At 69.2% G+C, this 16238-nt stretch carries 13 protein-coding genes; 11 read left to right on the forward strand and 2 right to left on the reverse strand.

Translation table 11 applies throughout. The annotated features are described in order from the left end of the window. Position 1 precedes the first annotated feature (1 nt). Both feoB and EV672_RS14595 read right to left on the reverse strand, forming a co-directional pair. On the reverse strand, positions 2–1909 hold the full coding sequence (gene feoB, locus EV672_RS14590) for a ferrous iron transport protein B (protein WP_133610499.1): 1908 nt from the start codon (positions 1907–1909) through the stop codon (positions 2–4). 24 nt (positions 1910–1933) lie between these two features. Beyond that, positions 1934–2254, reverse strand: a complete 321-nt coding sequence (locus EV672_RS14595; RefSeq protein ID WP_133610500.1) for a FeoA family protein — start codon at positions 2252–2254, stop codon at positions 1934–1936. 302 nt (positions 2255–2556) lie between these two features. On the opposite strand from EV672_RS14595, the gene mraZ reads away from it, so the two are divergent. From mraZ to murC, 11 genes are read left to right on the forward strand one after another with little or no spacing between them, the layout of a single operon-like run. Beyond that, positions 2557–2985, forward strand: a complete 429-nt coding sequence (mraZ, locus tag EV672_RS14600) for a division/cell wall cluster transcriptional repressor MraZ (protein WP_133610696.1) — start codon at positions 2557–2559, stop codon at positions 2983–2985. Between the two features lie 11 nt (positions 2986–2996). Then, positions 2997–4082, forward strand: a complete 1086-nt coding sequence (gene rsmH / locus EV672_RS14605) for a 16S rRNA (cytosine(1402)-N(4))-methyltransferase RsmH (protein ID WP_133610502.1) — start codon at positions 2997–2999, stop codon at positions 4080–4082. Beyond that, positions 4082–4417 (forward strand): cell division protein FtsL, encoded by a 336-nt coding sequence (gene ftsL / locus EV672_RS14610; protein ID WP_133610504.1) that lies wholly within the window; start codon positions 4082–4084, stop codon positions 4415–4417. Before rsmH ends, ftsL begins: the two co-directional genes overlap by 1 nt. Further along, positions 4414–6378: a peptidoglycan D,D-transpeptidase FtsI family protein gene (locus EV672_RS14615; RefSeq protein ID WP_424923162.1), complete on the forward strand. Its 1965-nt coding sequence runs from the start codon at positions 4414–4416 to the stop codon at positions 6376–6378. Before ftsL ends, EV672_RS14615 begins: the two co-directional genes overlap by 4 nt. Then, positions 6378–7943, forward strand: a complete 1566-nt coding sequence (locus EV672_RS14620; RefSeq protein ID WP_133610506.1) for a UDP-N-acetylmuramoyl-L-alanyl-D-glutamate--2,6-diaminopimelate ligase — start codon at positions 6378–6380, stop codon at positions 7941–7943. Before EV672_RS14615 ends, EV672_RS14620 begins: the two co-directional genes overlap by 1 nt. Then, a complete protein-coding gene (locus EV672_RS14625) occupies positions 7940–9400 on the forward strand; it encodes a UDP-N-acetylmuramoyl-tripeptide--D-alanyl-D-alanine ligase (protein ID WP_243738710.1) in 1461 nt (486 codons plus the stop codon). The genes EV672_RS14620 and EV672_RS14625 overlap by 4 nt, the downstream gene beginning before the upstream one ends. After that, positions 9390–10568, forward strand: coding sequence for a phospho-N-acetylmuramoyl-pentapeptide-transferase (mraY, locus tag EV672_RS14630; protein WP_133610508.1), 1179 nt, complete (start codon positions 9390–9392; stop codon positions 10566–10568). Before EV672_RS14625 ends, mraY begins: the two co-directional genes overlap by 11 nt. A 15-nt stretch (positions 10569–10583) precedes the next feature. Beyond that, the gene (gene murD, locus EV672_RS14635; RefSeq protein WP_133610510.1) at positions 10584–12425 is read left to right on the forward strand and encodes a UDP-N-acetylmuramoyl-L-alanine--D-glutamate ligase; all 1842 of its coding nucleotides are present in this window, start codon (positions 10584–10586) and stop codon (positions 12423–12425) included. Continuing rightward, complete coding sequence (gene ftsW / locus EV672_RS14640; RefSeq protein WP_133610512.1) at positions 12422–13708, forward strand: putative lipid II flippase FtsW; 1287 nt, start codon at positions 12422–12424, stop codon at positions 13706–13708. The genes murD and ftsW overlap by 4 nt, the downstream gene beginning before the upstream one ends. Beyond that, positions 13705–14832 (forward strand): undecaprenyldiphospho-muramoylpentapeptide beta-N-acetylglucosaminyltransferase, encoded by a 1128-nt coding sequence (gene murG / locus EV672_RS14645; protein WP_133610514.1) that lies wholly within the window; start codon positions 13705–13707, stop codon positions 14830–14832. The genes ftsW and murG overlap by 4 nt, the downstream gene beginning before the upstream one ends. After that, the gene (gene murC / locus EV672_RS14650; protein ID WP_133610516.1) at positions 14829–16238 is read left to right on the forward strand and encodes a UDP-N-acetylmuramate--L-alanine ligase; all 1410 of its coding nucleotides are present in this window, start codon (positions 14829–14831) and stop codon (positions 16236–16238) included. Before murG ends, murC begins: the two co-directional genes overlap by 4 nt.

A 16238-nucleotide genomic window follows, 5' to 3' on the forward strand; every position in this document is an offset into this window, starting at 1 on the left:
CTCACAGCCCCCAGGCCATCGCCGTGTGATAGACCAAGAACGATGCGCCATAGGCCAGCGCGAACAGGTAGCCCAGCATCAGCAGCGGCATGCGCCAGCCGTTGGTCTCGCGCTTGACCACGATGACGGTGGACAGGCACTGCGGCGCGAACACATACCAGGTCATCAGCGACAGGGCCGTGGGCAGGCTCCAGGCGTGGCCGATCAGCTGCACCAGCGCGCTCGACAGCTCGTCGCCCGTCTGCGACATGGCATAGACCGTGCCGAGCGCGGCCACGGCCACCTCGCGCGCGGCCATGCCCGGCACCAGCGCGATGCAGATCTGCCAGTTGAAGCCGATGGGCGAGAACACCACCTCCAGCCCGCGTCCCAGCATGCCGGCCAGGCTGTGCTCGATGGCCGGCCCGGTGGCACCGGCGGGCGGGGCCGGGAAGTTCGAGAGGAACCACAGCACGATCATCAGCGACAGGATGATGGTGCCCACCCGTTTGACGAAGATGGCGGTGCGCTCCCACAGGCCGAGTGCCAGGTTGCGCAGGTGGGGCACGTGGTAATCGGGCAGCTCCATCAGCAGGGGCTGGGCGGCGCTTTGCTTCATGAAGCGCTTGAGCACCAGCGCCACCGCCATGGCCGAGACGATGCCCGCCATGTACAGCGCGAACAGCACCAGGCCTTGCAGGTTGAACAGGCCGCCCACCTCGCGGTCGGGGATGAAGGCGGCGATCAGCATCGCATAGACCGGCAGGCGTGCCGAGCACGTCATCAGCGGAGCGATCAGGATGGTGACGAGGCGGTCGCGCGGGTCGGCGATGGTGCGCGTCGCCATGATGCCGGGCACCGCGCAGGCGAAGCTGGAGAGCAGCGGGATGAAGGCGCGCCCCGACAGGCCCACGCTGGCCATGACGCGGTCGAGCAGGAAGGCCGCGCGCGGCAGGTAGCCGGAATCTTCCAGGGCCAGGATGAAGCCGAACAGGATGATGATTTGCGGCAGGAAAACGAGCACGCTGCCCGCGCCGCCGATCACGCCCTCGATCAACAGGCTGCGCAGCATCCCGTCCGGCATGTGCGCCTTGAGCAGGTCGCCCAGCGCGCCCATGCAGGCCTCGATGGCGTCCATGGGCGCTTGCGCCCAGCTGAACACCGCCTGGAAGACCAGGAACATCAGCGCGGCCAGGATGAGCGGCCCGAACACCGGGTGCAGCACGTGGCGGTCCAGCCGCGCGGTCAGCGGCGAGGCGTGGTCGGGCATGGTCACGCAGGCCGCCAGCAACTCGCCCACGCGGCGGTGGGTGGCCTCGACCGGCGTTTGCGCGATGCGCGCCATGGGCCTGGGCGCATCGGGCACCGGCAGCTTGGCCCAATCCAGGGTGTCGAGTTGGGCCAGCAGGGCGCGTTCGCCGCCGGCACGCACGGCCACGGCCTCGACCACGGGGATGCCGAGTTCGGCCTGCAGGCGGGCGGTGTCGATGTGGATGCCACGGCGCGCGGCCAAGTCCATCATGTTGATGGCCAGCACCATGGGCACGCCCAGGGTTTGCAGCTCCAGCACCATGCGCAGGTTCAGGCGCAGGTTGGTGGCGTCCACCACGCAGACCAGGCCCACCGGGGCGGCTTCGCCATCGCGGGTGCCGGCGATCACATCGCGGGTGATGGCCTCGTCGGGTGTGGCCGCCAGCAGGCTGTAGGCGCCAGGCAAGTCCAGCACGCGCCAGCCCTGGCCTTGCGGCGAGACGAACTGGCCCTCCTTGCGCTCCACCGTCACGCCAGCGTAGTTGCCGACCTTCTGGCGCGCGCCGGTCAGGCGGTTGAACAGGGCGGTCTTGCCGCAATTGGGGTTGCCCACCAGCGCGATCAGCGGGGTGGCCAGCGGGGTTGCCGGGTGGATGACGTCGGGGGACGCGGTCGCCATGGGGCGCTCCTGGGGGTGCGGCCGTCAGGCCAGCACGACTTCGATCAGCGAGGACTCCAGCTTGCGCATGGCGAAGGTGCTGGTGCCCACGCGCACGGCCAGCGGGCCGTGGCCGAAGAACACCCGGCGCAGCACCTGCACGCGCTCGCCCGGCACGAAACCCAACTCCATCAGGCGGCGTTTGAGGGCGCCACCGTCGTGGCCGGCCGTCTGCACCTCGCGGATGGTGGCCATGGCGCGCACGGGCAGCTTGTCCAGCGTGGTGACCGAAGGCTCGGCGCCCGGGTGGGGGCTGTGTGGGGCGGCATGTGCGGTGCCCGGCGCGGGCTGACGTTGCGACTTCATGGGCCCATTGTGGATCAAATGAGAACGATTCGCAATGCAGCCACTTTGACGCAGGTCAGGTGGGGGCTGCCCTCCCTCGGGGTGGGTTCGCCCGGATTCACGGTGTGAAATTCCTCAACGTTCACTTCCAGACACCTTTGCAGGTCATTGATTCATAAGGACTTTTTTTGCGCGCATTTCCCTGAAAATCGCCGCTAAGTCTTTGATTTCATTGAACTTTTTTTCACACCCACCTTGTTGCGGGGGTGTTGATCGGGTAAAGTGGGATTTAGTGCAAATTCGTGGGGTTTTGTGTGAGTCTGATCTTTCAAGGTGCATCAGCGCTGTCGCTGGACGCCAAGGGCCGCTTGGCGGTCCCGGCGCGCCATCGTGACGCCCTGGCCGCCTTGTGCAGCGGTCAGCTCACCCTCACCAAACACCCGGAAGGTTGCCTGATGGTCTTCCCCCGTCCGGCCTGGGAAGCCTTCCGTGACAAGGTCGCGGCCCTGCCCATGTCGGCCTCCGGCTGGAAGCGCATCTTCCTGGGCAATGCGATGGACGTGGACGTCGATGGCGCCGGCCGCGTGCTGGTCTCGCCCGAGTTGCGCGCTGCCGCCGGCCTGAGCAAAGACGCCATGCTGCTGGGCATGGGCAGCCACTTCGAGTTGTGGGACGCGCAGCGCTACGCCGCGCACGAAGCCGAAGTCATGGCCCAGGCCATGCCCGATGCGCTGCAGGACTTCACCTTCTGATCGGACGCACGGTGAACGCACCTTGGCAGCACCACACCGTCCTGCTGCGCGAGGCGGTCGATGCCTTGTGGGATGAGGCCGACGGCCCGCAGCCCGATGGCATTTACGTCGATGCGACCTTTGGCCGTGGCGGTCACTCGCGCCTGATCCTCTCCAAGCTGGGGCCGGGCGCGCGCCTGATCGCGCTGGACCGCGACCCCGAGGCCATCGCCCACGCCACGCAGGGCCCCGACGCCATCACCGACCCGCGCTTCCAGATCGTCCACGCGCCGTTCTCGTCCTGGGGTGAGGTGTTGCGCGAGCTGGGTTGCACGCAGGTGCAGGGCATCCTGATGGACATCGGCGTGTCCTCGCCACAGATCGACAACCCCGAGCGCGGTTTCAGCTTCCGCTTCGATGCGCCGCTGGACATGCGCATGGACACGACCCAGGGCATGAGCGCGGCCGACTTCCTGGCCCAGGCCTCGGTCGATGAGATCGCCGACGTCATCCGCAACTACGGCGAAGAGCGCTTTGCCGGCCCCATCGCGCGGGCCATCGTGGCGCGCCGTGAAGAAGGCCATCCGCTGCAAACCACCGGCGAGCTGCAGGCCCTGGTGGCGCGTTGCGTGAAGACCCGCGAGTTCGGCCAGGACCCGGCCACGCGCACCTTCCAGGCGCTGCGCATCCAGGTCAACCGCGAGCTGGGCGAGCTGGAAGACGCGCTGGACGCGGCCTTGCAGATGCTGGCGCCCGGTGGTCGCCTGGCCGTCATCAGCTTCCATTCGCTGGAAGACCGCATCGTCAAGACCTTCATCGCCCGCCACAGCAAGGAAGAGGTCGATCGCCGCGTGCCCTTCGCGCAGCCGCGCCCGCTGATGCTGGACGCCGTGGCGCGCATCAAGCCGTCAGACGAGGAGATCTCGGTCAACCCGCGTTCGCGCTCGGCGGTGCTGCGCGTGGCCGAGCGCACCGCGGTGCCCTGGTCGCCCGAGGCGGTCGCGGCGGCCTCGCCTTTGGCGAAAAAAGCAGGTGCCAAGGCGGCATCGAGGGCGCCGGCCAGGCCTGCGGGCAAGTCGGCTGGCAAGCCCGCTGGCGGCAAGGGAGGGCGCAAGTGATGCTGCGCCTCAACCTGCTGCTGGCCATCGTCTTGCTGGGCAGCTGTGTCTGGCTGATCCGCACCAGCCATGAGTCGCGCCGCCTGTTCGTGGCGCTGGAGCGGGCGCAAAGCGAGTCGCACGAGCTGCAGATCGATTTCGAGCGCCTGGAAGTGGACAAGCGCGCCCAGGCCACGCCGCTGCGCGTGGAGCGCCTGGCCCGCGAGAAGCTGCGCATGTACGGCAACAGCCCGACACTGACGCAATACGTGAGCGCTTCGGCCTCGTCGCCGATGGTGGCGCCTGCTGCGCCTTCTGTGGCACCTCCCGCGGCCGCGTCGGGAGCGCGTCCATGAGCCGGGTGGTGGGTCGCATGGCCGACCTCTGGCGTCGCCTGCGTGGCCAGCCGCGTCGCCAGGGTGGCCAGGGCATGCCCACGGTGCGCTACGCCACCAGCCCGCTGCTGGCCTCGCGCACGCCGCCCTGGCGCGTCAAGTTCCTGATCGGTGCCATCGGGCTGGGCTTTGCGGTGCTGATCGGCCGCGCTGCCTGGATCCAGATCGTCCACAACCAGTTTTACCTGGACCAGGGTGCCAGCCGCTACGAGCGCCGCATCGAGCTGCAGGCCACGCGCGGCCGCATCCTCGACCGCAATGGCGAGCTGCTGGCATCGAGCGTGCCGGCGCCTTCGCTGTGGGCCATCCCGAAAGACCTGGACGCCTCGCCCGCCGAGCTCCAACAATTGGCCAAGCTGCTGAACATGCCGGTGGCCGACCTCAAGAAGCGGCTGGCCAGCAACCCCAACTTCGTGTGGCTGCGCCGCAAGGTCGAAGACAAAGTGGCCCAGCAGGTGGCTGCGCTCAAGGTCCGGGGCGTGTACGAGCTGCGCGAGGCGCGCCGCCAGTACCCCGAGGGCGAGTCGGCGGCGCACATCGTGGGCTTCACCAACATCGAAGACGAAGGCCAGGAAGGCATCGAGCTGGCCTACCAGAAGCAGCTGGCCGGCCGCGACGGCTCGCGCCACGTCATCAAGGACCGCCTGGGCCGCCCGGTCGAGGCCGTGGGCGACGCCATCCCCGCGGTCGATGGCCAGGCCATCCGCCTGTCGGTCGATGCCAAGGTGCAGTTCTACGCCTACCAGCGCATCCGCGACGCCGTGCTGCAGCACAAGGCCAAGGCGGGCAGCGTGGTGGTGCTCGACGCCGTCACCGGCGAGGTGCTGGCCCTGGCCAACGTGCCCAGCTACGCCCCGGGTGACCGCCGCAACCTGACCGGCGCACAGCTGCGCAACCGCGCGCTCACCGACACCTTCGAGCCGGGCTCGACGATGAAGCCCATCGTCACCTCGCTGGCCCTGGAAACCAAGCGTGTGCGGCCCGAGACCATCATCGCCACGGCGCCGGGTCGCTTGACCATCGACGGCTCGACCATCTCCGACTCGCACGCCCACGGCGACCTGACGGTGGAGCAGGTCATCCAGAAATCCAGCAACGTCGGCACAGCCAAGATGGCCTTGATGATGCAGCCCCGCGAGATGTGGGAGATTTTCTCCGCCGTCGGCCTGGGCCGCAAGCCGCAGATCGGCTTCCCCGGCGCGGTGACGGGCCGCCTGCGCCCGTACAAATCGTGGCGTCGCATCGAGCAGGTCACCATGAGCTACGGCTACGGCCTGTCGGCCAGCCTGTTCCAGCTGGCGCAGGCCTACACGATCTTTGCCACCGACGGCGAGCTGATCCCGATGACGCTGCTCAAGCGCGATGGCGCGGCCGATGCCGTGGCGCCGGTGCGCAAGGTGGCGCAGTCGGACACAGGCGCGGAGACGGGTGACGGCCCCCGTCCGGTGCTGGCTTTCAAAACCGCCTTCCGTCCCGGCACGGACAACGACGCCATGCCCGCATCGCCGGGCGAGCCCGTGCAGGTGCATGGCACGCGCGTGATCTCCCCGGCCACTGCCGCTGCCGTGCGCAAGATGCTCAACCTGGCCACCATGGCCGGCGGCACCGCACCCAAGGCGCAGGCCCTGGGTTACAGCGTGGGTGGCAAGACGGGCACGGCGCACAAGGTCGAAGGCCGTGGCTACTCGGGCAACAAGTACCGGGCCTGGTTCGTGGGCATCGCGCCCATCAGCAAGCCGCGCATCGTCGTGGCCGTGATGGTTGACGAGCCCAGCAACGGCGTCTATTACGGTGGCGATGTGGCCGCGCCCGTGTTCAGCCAGGTCGTCCAGCAAACCCTGCATCGCCTGGGTGTGGTGCCCGACCTGGAGGTGCAGCCGCAGATCCAGACCAGCATCCCGGCCGAGGTGGAGAGCTTCTGATGGCCGCCCCCTTCGCCCACCTCCACAGCACGGCCGAGGCCTTGGACTGGCTGCGCCAGCAGGGCGTGGCCGAGCTGACCGTGGACAGCCGCGCCGTGCGCACCTTGCCTGACGCGGCTTTCATCGCCTGGCCCGGTGCGGCGCGCGATGGCCGCGCCTTCGTGGCCCAGGCGCTCAACGAGGGTGCCCGCGCCTGCCTGGTCGAAGCCGAGGGCGTCGAGGCCTTCGATTTCGCCGGTGCGCCGGCAGGCCGCATCGCCACGGTGAGCGGCCTCAAGGCACGCAGCGCCGAGATCGCCCATGGCTTCTACGGCGAGCCCAGCGCCGCGCTGAACGTGGTCGCCGTGACCGGCACCAATGGCAAGACCTCCACCTCCTGGTGGACGGCGCAGGTGCTGCAGGCCCTGGGCCAGCCCTGCGGTGTGGTGGGCACCTTGGGCGTGGGCCAGGTGAACGCGGTGGTCCACACCGGCCTGACCACGCCCGACCCCATCACCTTGCACCGGACGTTCCAGGCCTTCGTGCAACAGGGCCTGAAGGCCGCGGCCATCGAGGCCTCGTCCATCGGCATCGAAGAGCTGCGCCTGCACGCCACGCACATCGCCGTGGCCCAGTTCACCAACTTCACGCAAGACCACCTCGACTACCACGGCGACATGGCCGCCTACTGGCAGGCCAAGCGCAGCCTGTTCGACTGGCCGGGCCTGCGCGCCGCCGTCATCAACCTCGACGATGCGATGGGCCGCGAGCTGCTGGCCCACGCCCTGTCGCGTGGTCTGGACGCCTGGAGCTACACCCTGACGGCTGGCAGCACCGCGCGCTTGCAGGCCCAGGCCGTGCAGCACCTGCCCGCCGGCGTGGCCTTCACCGTGGTCGAGCGCGCACCGGCGTCGGGTGAGGTGCTGGCGCAGGTCGCCGTGAGCGCGCCCGTCACAGGCGGCTTCAACGTGGCCAACCTGCTGGCCGTGATCGGCGCAGCGCGCGCCCTCGGGGCCTCGCTGGCCGATGCTGCCGCGGTTTGCGCCCAACTCCAGGCCGTGCCGGGCCGCATGCAGATCGTGCCGGCGCCCGCAGACCAGGCCGCTGCGCCCCTGGTGGTGGTGGACTACGCCCACACGCCCGACGCGCTGGAAAAAGCCCTGACCGCGCTGCGCCCCGTGGCCCAGGCCCGCGGTGGCCGGCTGTGGTGTGTGTTCGGCTGTGGCGGTGACCGCGACCCGATCAAGCGCCCGCTCATGGGCGCCACCGCCGACCGCCACGCCGACCACGTCGTGCTGACCAGCGACAACCCGCGCAGCGAAGCGCCATGCTTCATCCTCTCGCAGATCCTGGCCGGCGTGCCGGGCCGCGACGAGGTGGCCGTCATCGAAGACCGCCGCGAAGCCGTCGCGCATGCCATCGGCCAAGCCGCCGCGCACGACGTCATCCTGCTGGCCGGCAAGGGCCACGAGACCACGCAAGAGGTGGGCGGCGTGAAGACACCTTTCTCCGACCTGGACGAAGCTGCGGCGGCCTTGCACGTGCGGGCTTCGTCGGGTGCCGCCTCGCAAGGAGGTGCCGCATGAACACCACGATGACGACCCTGGCCCAGGTCCATGCCCTGCTGCCCGGCTCGGTGCTGCATGGCGACCCGGCCACGCCGATCACCCGCGTGCACACCGACACCCGCACGCTGCAAGCCGGTGACCTCTTCCTGGCGCTGTGCGGCGAACGCTTCGATGCCCACGACTTTCTGCCGCAAGCGGCGCAGTCGGGTGCCGTGGCCGTGATCGGGCAGCGCGGTGTGGCCGCGTGCGGCCTGCCGGGCCTGACGGTGAGCGACACCCGCGCGGCCCTGGGCTGGCTGGCGTCGGGCTGGCGCGCGCGCTTTGACATCCCGCTGGTGGCCGTCACGGGCAGCAATGGCAAGACCACGGTGACGCAGATGGTGGCGTCCATCCTGCGCGCCTGGATGGCGTCGCAAGGCGATGCCGATGCCGCCCTGGCCACGGCCGGCAACTTCAACAACGACATCGGCGTGCCGCTGACCCTGCTGCGCTTGCGCGAGGGCCAGCACCGCTGCGCCGTGGTCGAGCTGGGCATGAACCACCCGGGTGAGATCGCGCAACTGGCCGCCATGGCCGCGCCCACCGTGGCCCTGGTCAACAACGCCCAGCGCGAGCACCAGGAGTTCATGCACACGGTCGAGGCCGTGGCCCGCGAGAACGGTGCCGTGTTGCAGTCGCTGTCGCGCACCGGGGTGGCCGTTTTCCCGGCCGACGACGCCCACACGCCGATCTGGCGGGCGCTGGCCAACGGCTGCCGCGTCATCGACTTCGCCACCGAAGGCGCGGCGGCGGTCACGGGCAGCGCCACCTGGCAGGCTGCGCCCGCGCCGCACTGGCAGATCCGCCTGCGCACGCCGCAGGGCGAGGCCGACGTCGCCCTGGCCATGGCCGGTCAGCACAATGTGCGCAACGCCCTGGCCGCCACCGCGGCCGTCCTGGGCGCGGGCGTGCCGCTGAACGCCATCGCCGCGGGCCTGCAGGCCTTCGAGCCGGTCAAGGGCCGCTCGCAACTGCGCCAGGCCCGCCTGCGCGGTCAGGCCGTCACCCTCGTCGATGACAGCTACAACGCCAACCCCGACTCCGTGCGCGCCGCCATCGACATGCTCGCCGGCCTGCCGGGCCCGCACTGGCTGGTGCTGGGCGACATGGGCGAGGTCGGTGACCAGGGCCCCGCTTTCCACGAGGAAGTGGGCGCCTACGCCGCCGAACGTGGCATCGAACACTTCTGGACGGCAGGCGCGCTGTGCGCCCATGCCAGCCATGCAGCGCAGGCTGCACAGCCCGCAGCCGCCCGCCCACAAGGCGAGGCCGCCGTGCCGTCCGTCCGCCATTTCGACAGCGCCGCCGACATCGTCGCGGCCCTGTCCCAGCCCGATGCGGCGCCGCCTGCCGCGTCCATCCTGGTCAAAGGTTCTCGCTTCATGAAGATGGAACAAGTCGTCGCCAACCTCACCGGAGGTGCCCATGCTGCTTAGTCTGGCGTCTTGGCTGCAAGGGCTGCACCCCGAGTGGGGCTTCCTGCGCGTCTTCCAGTACCTCACCTTCCGCTCGGTGATGGCGGCCATGACGGCGCTGCTCATCGGGCTGCTGCTGGGCCCGTGGGTGATCCGCAAGCTCACCGAGCTGAAGATCGGCCAGCCCATCCGCGAGTACGCCATGGCCAGCCACCTCAGCAAGCGCGGCACGCCGACCATGGGCGGTGCGCTCATCCTGCTGGCCATCGGCCTGTCCACGCTGCTGTGGTTCGACTGGTCCAACCGCTTCGTGTGGATCGTGATGATCGTCACCACCGGCTTCGGCCTGGTCGGCTGGAGAGACGACTGGCGCAAGGTGGTCAACAAGGACCCCGAAGGCATGCCCTCGCGCGAGAAGTACTTCTGGCAGAGCGTCATCGGTCTGATCGCGGCCATCTACCTGGCCTTCAGCGTGTCCGAGACGAACAACCTGCGCGTCGTCGAGTTGTTCTTCCGCTGGATCGCCTCGGGCTTCAGCAACGACCTGCCGCCGAAGGCCGACCTGATCGTGCCTTTCTTCAAGACGGTGAGCTACCCGCTGGGCGTGTGGGGCTTCATGCTGCTGACCTACATCGTCATCGTGGGCACGAGCAACGCGGTCAACCTGACCGACGGCCTGGACGGCCTGGCCATCATGCCGGCCGTGATGGTGTCGGCCTCGCTGGGCATCTTCTGCTACGTCACGGGCAATGCCGTGTTCGCCAAGTATTTGCTGCTGCCGCACATCCCGGGCGCGGGCGAGTTGCTGGTGTTCTGCGCAGCCATGGCCGGCGCGGGTCTGGCCTTCCTGTGGTTCAACGCCTACCCGGCGCAGGTCTTCATGGGTGACGTCGGTGCGCTGGCCCTCGGTGGGGCCCTGGGCACCATCGCCGTCATCGTGCGCCAGGAGATCGTGCTGTCCATCATGGGCGGTGTCTTCGTGCTGGAAGCCCTGTCGGTGATGGTGCAGGTGGGCTACTTCAAGTACACGAAGAAGAAGTACGGCGAGGGCCGCCGCATCCTGCTGATGGCGCCGCTGCACCACCACTTCGAGAAGTCGGGCTGGAAAGAGACGCAGGTCGTGGTCCGCTTCTGGATCATCACCATGCTGCTCTGCCTGGTGGGGCTGTCCACCCTCAAGCTGCGTTGACCGGAGCGACACACCATGCACCACCTGCGTGACCTCACCGTGCTGATCCTGGGTCTGGGCGACTCGGGCCTGGCCATGGCGCGCTGGTGCGCCCGGTGCGGCGCGACCGTGCACGTGGCCGACACCCGCGCCCACCCGCCGCAGGCCGCCACCCTGGCCGCACAGGTGCCCGCGGCGGCGCTGCACCACGGCCTGGACCCGGCGCTGCTGGCGGGCGTGAACCTGGTGCTCAAGAGCCCCGGCCTGGTGCCCGACGCACCCGATGTGGCGCCGCTGCTGGCCCGCGCCGACGCCCTGGGCATCCCGGTGCGCGGCGAGCTGTCGCTGTTCGCGTCGGCCTTGGCCGACCTGAAGGCCGAGATGGGTTATGTCCCGAAGGTGGTGGCCATCACCGGCACCAATGGCAAGACGACGACGACCTCGCTGACGGCCAAGCTGATCGAGCGGGCGGGACTGCGCGTGGGCCTGGCCGGCAACATCGGGCCGACCCTGCTGGACACCCTGCGCGAGGCGCTGGAGCACGAACCCACCCGCTTGCCCGAGGGCGATGCGCTCGATGCCGACCGGGCCGCCAACGCTCTGCCCGAGCAGCATCAGCCCGACGAGCCCAGGTCCGATGAACCTCTGCCCGATGAACCCCTGCCTGAGAACGACGAGCCCCCGCTGCCGGTCGGCGAAGACGGCGATCTGGCCGTGCCCGCCCAGGGCCTGTCGGACGATGTGGATGGCGCAGATGCCGCAGATGCCGCGGACGCTCCGCTGGTGCAACTGACCCCGCCGCCGCTCGCCGCGCCCACCTTCGAGGTGCTGCCCGAAGCCTGGGTGCTGGAGCTCTCCAGCTTCCAGCTCGATGGCGTCCATCACTTCGAGCCCGACGCGGCCGTGGTGCTCAACGTCACGCAGGACCACCTCGATTGGCACGGCACCATGGTCGCCTACGCCGAGGCCAAGTCGCGCATCTACGGCCATCGCACGGTCATGGTCGTCAACCGCGACGAGCCCTTGGTCGAGGCCATGGTGCCGGCGCCCGAGGTCATCAAGTCCGGCGTGCGTGGCCGTCCGGCCCGCGTGGTGCACCGCAAGGTCGTGCGTTTCGGCCTGGACGCACCGCGCGCGCCGGGCGATTTCGGCTTGGTGGTCGAGTCGGGCATGGCCTGGTTGGTGCGTGCCCTGGAGGCCGACCCGACGATCAAGCGCGGCAAGGGCAAAGGCGCGCAGCTGGAAGACGAGGAGATCGTCCTGCAGCGTCTGATGCCCGCCGATGCGCTGCGCATCCGCGGCCGCCACAACGCGTCCAACGCCCTGGCCGCGCTGGCCCTGGCCACGGCGATCGGCTGCCCGCTGGCGCCCATGCTGCACGGCCTGCGCGAGTACCGCGGCGAGCCGCACCGCGTCGAGCACGTGATGACGCTGCGCGGTGTCGATGCCATCGACGACAGCAAGGGCACCAACGTCGGCGCCACCGTGGCCGCCCTGCTGGGCCTGGGCGCCGATCTGTCGCCGGGCAAGCTCAGCCTCATCCTGGGGGGCGACGGCAAGGGCCAGGACTTCGGCCCGCTGCGCGAGCCCGTGGGCCGTTTCGCCCGTGCCGTGGCCCTGATCGGCCGCGACGCCGACGCCATCGGCCAGGTGCTGTCCGGTGTGCAGACCCCGGCGGGCGACGACATCGTGCTGCAGCGCTTTGACAGCCTGGAAACCGCCACCGCCTGGGCTTTCGAGCAGGCCGCCGAGGGCGATGCCCTGCTGCTGAGCCCAGCCTGCGCCAGCCTGGACATGTTCCGCAATTACGCCCACCGCGCCGAGGTCTTCGTGAAGACTTTGCAGGCGCTGGCGACCGACCTGGGAGACATCGCATGAGCGTGGCTGCCAACCGTCCGTCGCCGCTGGCCTGGTTGGGCCGGGCCGTGCGCAGCCTGCGTGGCCAAGGCCAACAGGGCGAAGGCACCGAGGGCGGCCCGTTGCCTGTGCGCGACTTCGTCAGCGTCAGCACAGCCCAGCCTTCGCGCCTGCTGGGCTTTGACCAGCCCCTGGTGTGGGTCACGCTGGGCCTGCTGCTGGCCGGCCTGATCATGGTCTATTCGGCCACCATCGGCCTGCCCGACAGCCCGCGCTTTGCCAACTACGCGCCCACGCATTTCGTGATGCGCCACCTGCTGTCCATCGTCATCGCCATCGCGGTGTCGGCCGTGGTCACGCAGATCCCGATGGCGACCTGGGAGCGCATCGCGCCCTGGTTGTTCGTGGCCTCGCTGGTGCTGCTCATCCTGGTGCTGATCCCGCATGTGGGCAAGGTGGTCTATGGCGCGCGGCGCTGGTTGCCGCTGGGCATCATGAACTTCCAGCCGTCCGAGTTGGCCAAGCTGGCCATCGTGCTCTACGCCTCGGACTACATGGTCCGCAAGATGGACGTCAAAGAGCACTTCTTTCGCGCCGTGGCCCCGATGGCCGTGGCCGTGGCCGTGGTCGGCTTACTGCTGCTGGCCGAGCCCGACATGGGCGCCTTCCTCGTGATCGCCACCATCGCCATGAGCATCCTGTTCCTGGGCGGGGTGAACGGCCGCATGTTCTTCCTGATCACGGCGGTGCTGATCGGTGCCTTCATGCTGATGATCTCGCTGAGCCCGTGGCGGCGCGAGCGCATCTTCGCCTACCTCGACCCGTGGAACGAGAAGAACGCGCTGGGCAAGGCCTACCAGCTGACCCACTCGCTGATCGCCTTCGGCCGCGGTGAGATCTTCGGTGAAGGGTTGGGCTCCAGCCTGGAAAAGCTGCACTACCTGCCCGAAGCCCACACCGACTTCCTGCTGGCCGTCATCGGCGAAGAGATGGGTTTCGTCGGCGTGGCCGCGGTCATCATCGCCTTCTTCTGGCTGGTGGTGCGCCTGTTCAACATCGGCCGCCAGGCCATCGCGCTCGACCGCGTTTTCTCAGGCCTGGTGGCCCAGGGCGTGGCGGTGTGGATGGGTGGCCAGGGCTTCATCAACATGGGCGTGAACCTGGGCGTGCTGCCCACCAAGGGCCTGACACTGCCGCTGATGAGCTTCGGAGGCTCGGGCGTGCTGCTCAACTGCATCGCCCTGGCCATCTGCCTGCGGGTGGACATGGAAAACAGGCAGTTGATGCGCGGAGGCCGCGCATGACGCAAGCACCCCGTCACCTCGTCATCATGGCCGCGGGCACTGGCGGCCACATCATGCCCGGCCTGGCCGTGGCCGATGAGATGAAGCGCCGCGGCTGGACCGTGAGCTGGCTGGGCACCGAGGGCGGCATGGAAAACCGCCTGGTGCCGCCCACCGGCATCCCGCTGGACACCATCTCCTTCAACGGCCTGCGCGGCAAGTCGGTCAAGGACACGTTGTTCGGCGGCGTGCGACTGCTCAAGGCCTTCGCCGACTGCTTCAAGATCCTGTCGGCGCGCAAAGCGAATGCCGTGCTGGGCATGGGCGGCTACGTCTGCTTCCCCGGTGGCGTCATGAGCGCCGCGCGCGGCCTGCCGCTGGTGATGGTCAACGCCGATGCGGCCATGCTGCTGAGCAACCGCGCGCTGCTGCCCATCACCGACGTGCTGGCCTGCGGTTTCGATGGCCCGGCCGCCAGGCACAAGGTGTCGCGTGTGACGGGCAACCCGGTGCGCGCCGAAATCGAGGCCATCGCCGAACCGGCTCAGCGCTTCGCCGGCCGCAACGGGCCGCTGAAGGTGCTGGTGGTCGGGGGCAGCCTGGGCGCGCGCGCGCTCAACCAGGCGCTGCCGCTGGCGCTGGCCCGCTTGTTCAAGGATGTGCCCGCCGACCGCCGCCTCCGCATCACGCACCAGACGGGCATGGCCAACCTCGCAGACGTGAAGGCCGACTACGTCAAGGCCGGCCTGGACCCGGCCAGCGATGTGGAGCTGCTGCCCTTCATCAACAACATGGCCCAGCGCCTGGCCGACTGCGACCTCATCGTCTGCCGTGCCGGCGCCATCACCGTCAGCGAACTCTGTGCCGCGGGCGTGCCCAGCATCCTCATCCCCTTGGTGGTGTCCACCACGGCCCACCAGCGTGACAACGCCGAGTTCATGGCCGCCCACCAGGCCGCCATCCACCTGCCGCAAACCGAGCTGAGCGCCGAGACCCTGGCCGCTCAACTGCAGTCGCTGCAGCGCAGTAGCCTGGCCGAGATGGCCGGCCGCGCACGGGCCCTGGCGCGTCACCAATCCGCTGCCGCGGTGGCCGATGCCATCGAGCAGTTTGTCAAACCCACTTCAGTAAAGGCGTCGGCATGAAGCACGCCGTCAAGCACATCCATTTCGTGGGCATCGGGGGCGCCGGCATGAGCGGCATCGCCGAGATCCTGCACAACCTGGGCTACCGCGTGTCGGGCTCGGACCAGTCCGACAGCGCCACCTCGCGCCGCCTGGCCTCGCTCGGCATCGCGGTGCACATCGGCCACGAGGCCGCGCACATCGCCGGTGCCGAAGCCGTGGTCACGTCCACCGCCGTGAAGGGCGACAACCCCGAGGTCATCGCCGCACGCGCCAAGCGCATCCCGGTGGTGCCGCGCGCCGTCATGCTGGCCGAGCTGATGCGCCTGCGCCGCGGCATCGCCATCGCGGGCACGCATGGCAAGACCACCACCACTTCGCTGGTCACGGCCATCCTGACCGAAGCCGGTGTCGATCCGACCTTCGTGATCGGCGGCAAGCTGCACAGCGCCGGTGCCAACTCGGCCCTGGGCAAGGGCGAGTACATCGTGGTCGAGGCCGACGAGTCGGACGCCTCCTTCCTCAACCTCATGCCCGTGCTGTCGGTCGTCACCAACATCGATGCCGACCACATGGACACCTATGGCCACGACTTCGCCAAGCTCAAGCAGGCGTTCGTGGACTTCCTGCACCGCATGCCCTTCTACGGCGCGGCCATCCTGTGCTCGGACGACCCAGGCGTGCGCAGCATCATCCCGTTGATCTCACGACCGGTCATCAGCTACGGCTTCGGTGAAGACGCCCAGGTGCGCGCGGTCGATGTCGAGGCCTTGCCCGGCGGTCAGATGCGCTTCACCGTGCAGCGTCGCAATGGCACCGTCATGCCCGACCTGCACGTGACGCTGAACCTGCCTGGCCGCCACAACGTGCTCAACGCGCTGGCCGCCATCGCCGTGGCCACCGAGATCGAGTTGCCCGACGAGCCCATGGCCAAGGCCCTGGCCGCCTTCACCGGCGTGGGCCGCCGCTTCCAGCGCCATGGCGATTTCCCCGCCGCCGACGGTGGCCGCTTCACCCTGATCGACGACTACGGTCACCACCCGGTGGAGATGGCCGCCGTCATCAGCGCCGCGCGTGGCGCCTTCCCCGACCAGCGCCTGGTGCTGGCCTTCCAGCCGCACCGCTACACCCGCACCCGCGACTGTTTCGAGGATTTCGTCAAGGTGCTCGGCACCTCCGACGCCGTGCTGCTGACCGAGGTCTATGCCGCTGGCGAAGCGCCCATCGTCGCGGCAGACGGCCGTGCGCTGACCCGCGCCGTGCGCGTGGCGGGCAAGGTCGAGCCGGTGTTCGTTGACGACGTGGCCGAGTTGCCCCAGGCCATCGTCGCCAATGCCCGTGGCGGCGACATCGTCATCTGCATGGGCGCAGGGACCATCGGCAGCGTGGCCGGCAAGGTCGCCGAGATGTTGAAAGAGAGCGCCTGA

Source organism: Aquabacterium commune (assembly GCF_004362855.1).
GTDB lineage: Bacteria > Pseudomonadota > Gammaproteobacteria > Burkholderiales > Burkholderiaceae_C > Aquabacterium > Aquabacterium commune.

Excerpts from the sequence above, each read along its gene's own strand:
- feoB (WP_133610499.1), bottom strand. The coding sequence starts at position 1,909 with ATGGCGACCGCGTCCCCCGACGTCATCCACCCGGCAACCCCGCTGGCC.
- EV672_RS14595 (WP_133610500.1), bottom strand. The coding sequence starts at position 2,254 with ATGAAGTCGCAACGTCAGCCCGCGCCGGGCACCGCACATGCCGCCCCA.
- ftsL (WP_133610504.1), top strand. The coding sequence starts at position 4,082 with ATGCTGCGCCTCAACCTGCTGCTGGCCATCGTCTTGCTGGGCAGCTGT.
- EV672_RS14615 (WP_424923162.1), top strand. The coding sequence starts at position 4,414 with ATGAGCCGGGTGGTGGGTCGCATGGCCGACCTCTGGCGTCGCCTGCGT.
- EV672_RS14620 (WP_133610506.1), top strand. The coding sequence starts at position 6,378 with ATGGCCGCCCCCTTCGCCCACCTCCACAGCACGGCCGAGGCCTTGGAC.
- EV672_RS14625 (WP_243738710.1), top strand. The coding sequence starts at position 7,940 with ATGAACACCACGATGACGACCCTGGCCCAGGTCCATGCCCTGCTGCCC.
- mraY (WP_133610508.1), top strand. The coding sequence starts at position 9,390 with ATGCTGCTTAGTCTGGCGTCTTGGCTGCAAGGGCTGCACCCCGAGTGG.
- murD (WP_133610510.1), top strand. The coding sequence starts at position 10,584 with ATGCACCACCTGCGTGACCTCACCGTGCTGATCCTGGGTCTGGGCGAC.
- ftsW (WP_133610512.1), top strand. The coding sequence starts at position 12,422 with ATGAGCGTGGCTGCCAACCGTCCGTCGCCGCTGGCCTGGTTGGGCCGG.
- murG (WP_133610514.1), top strand. The coding sequence starts at position 13,705 with ATGACGCAAGCACCCCGTCACCTCGTCATCATGGCCGCGGGCACTGGC.
- murC (WP_133610516.1), top strand. The coding sequence starts at position 14,829 with ATGAAGCACGCCGTCAAGCACATCCATTTCGTGGGCATCGGGGGCGCC.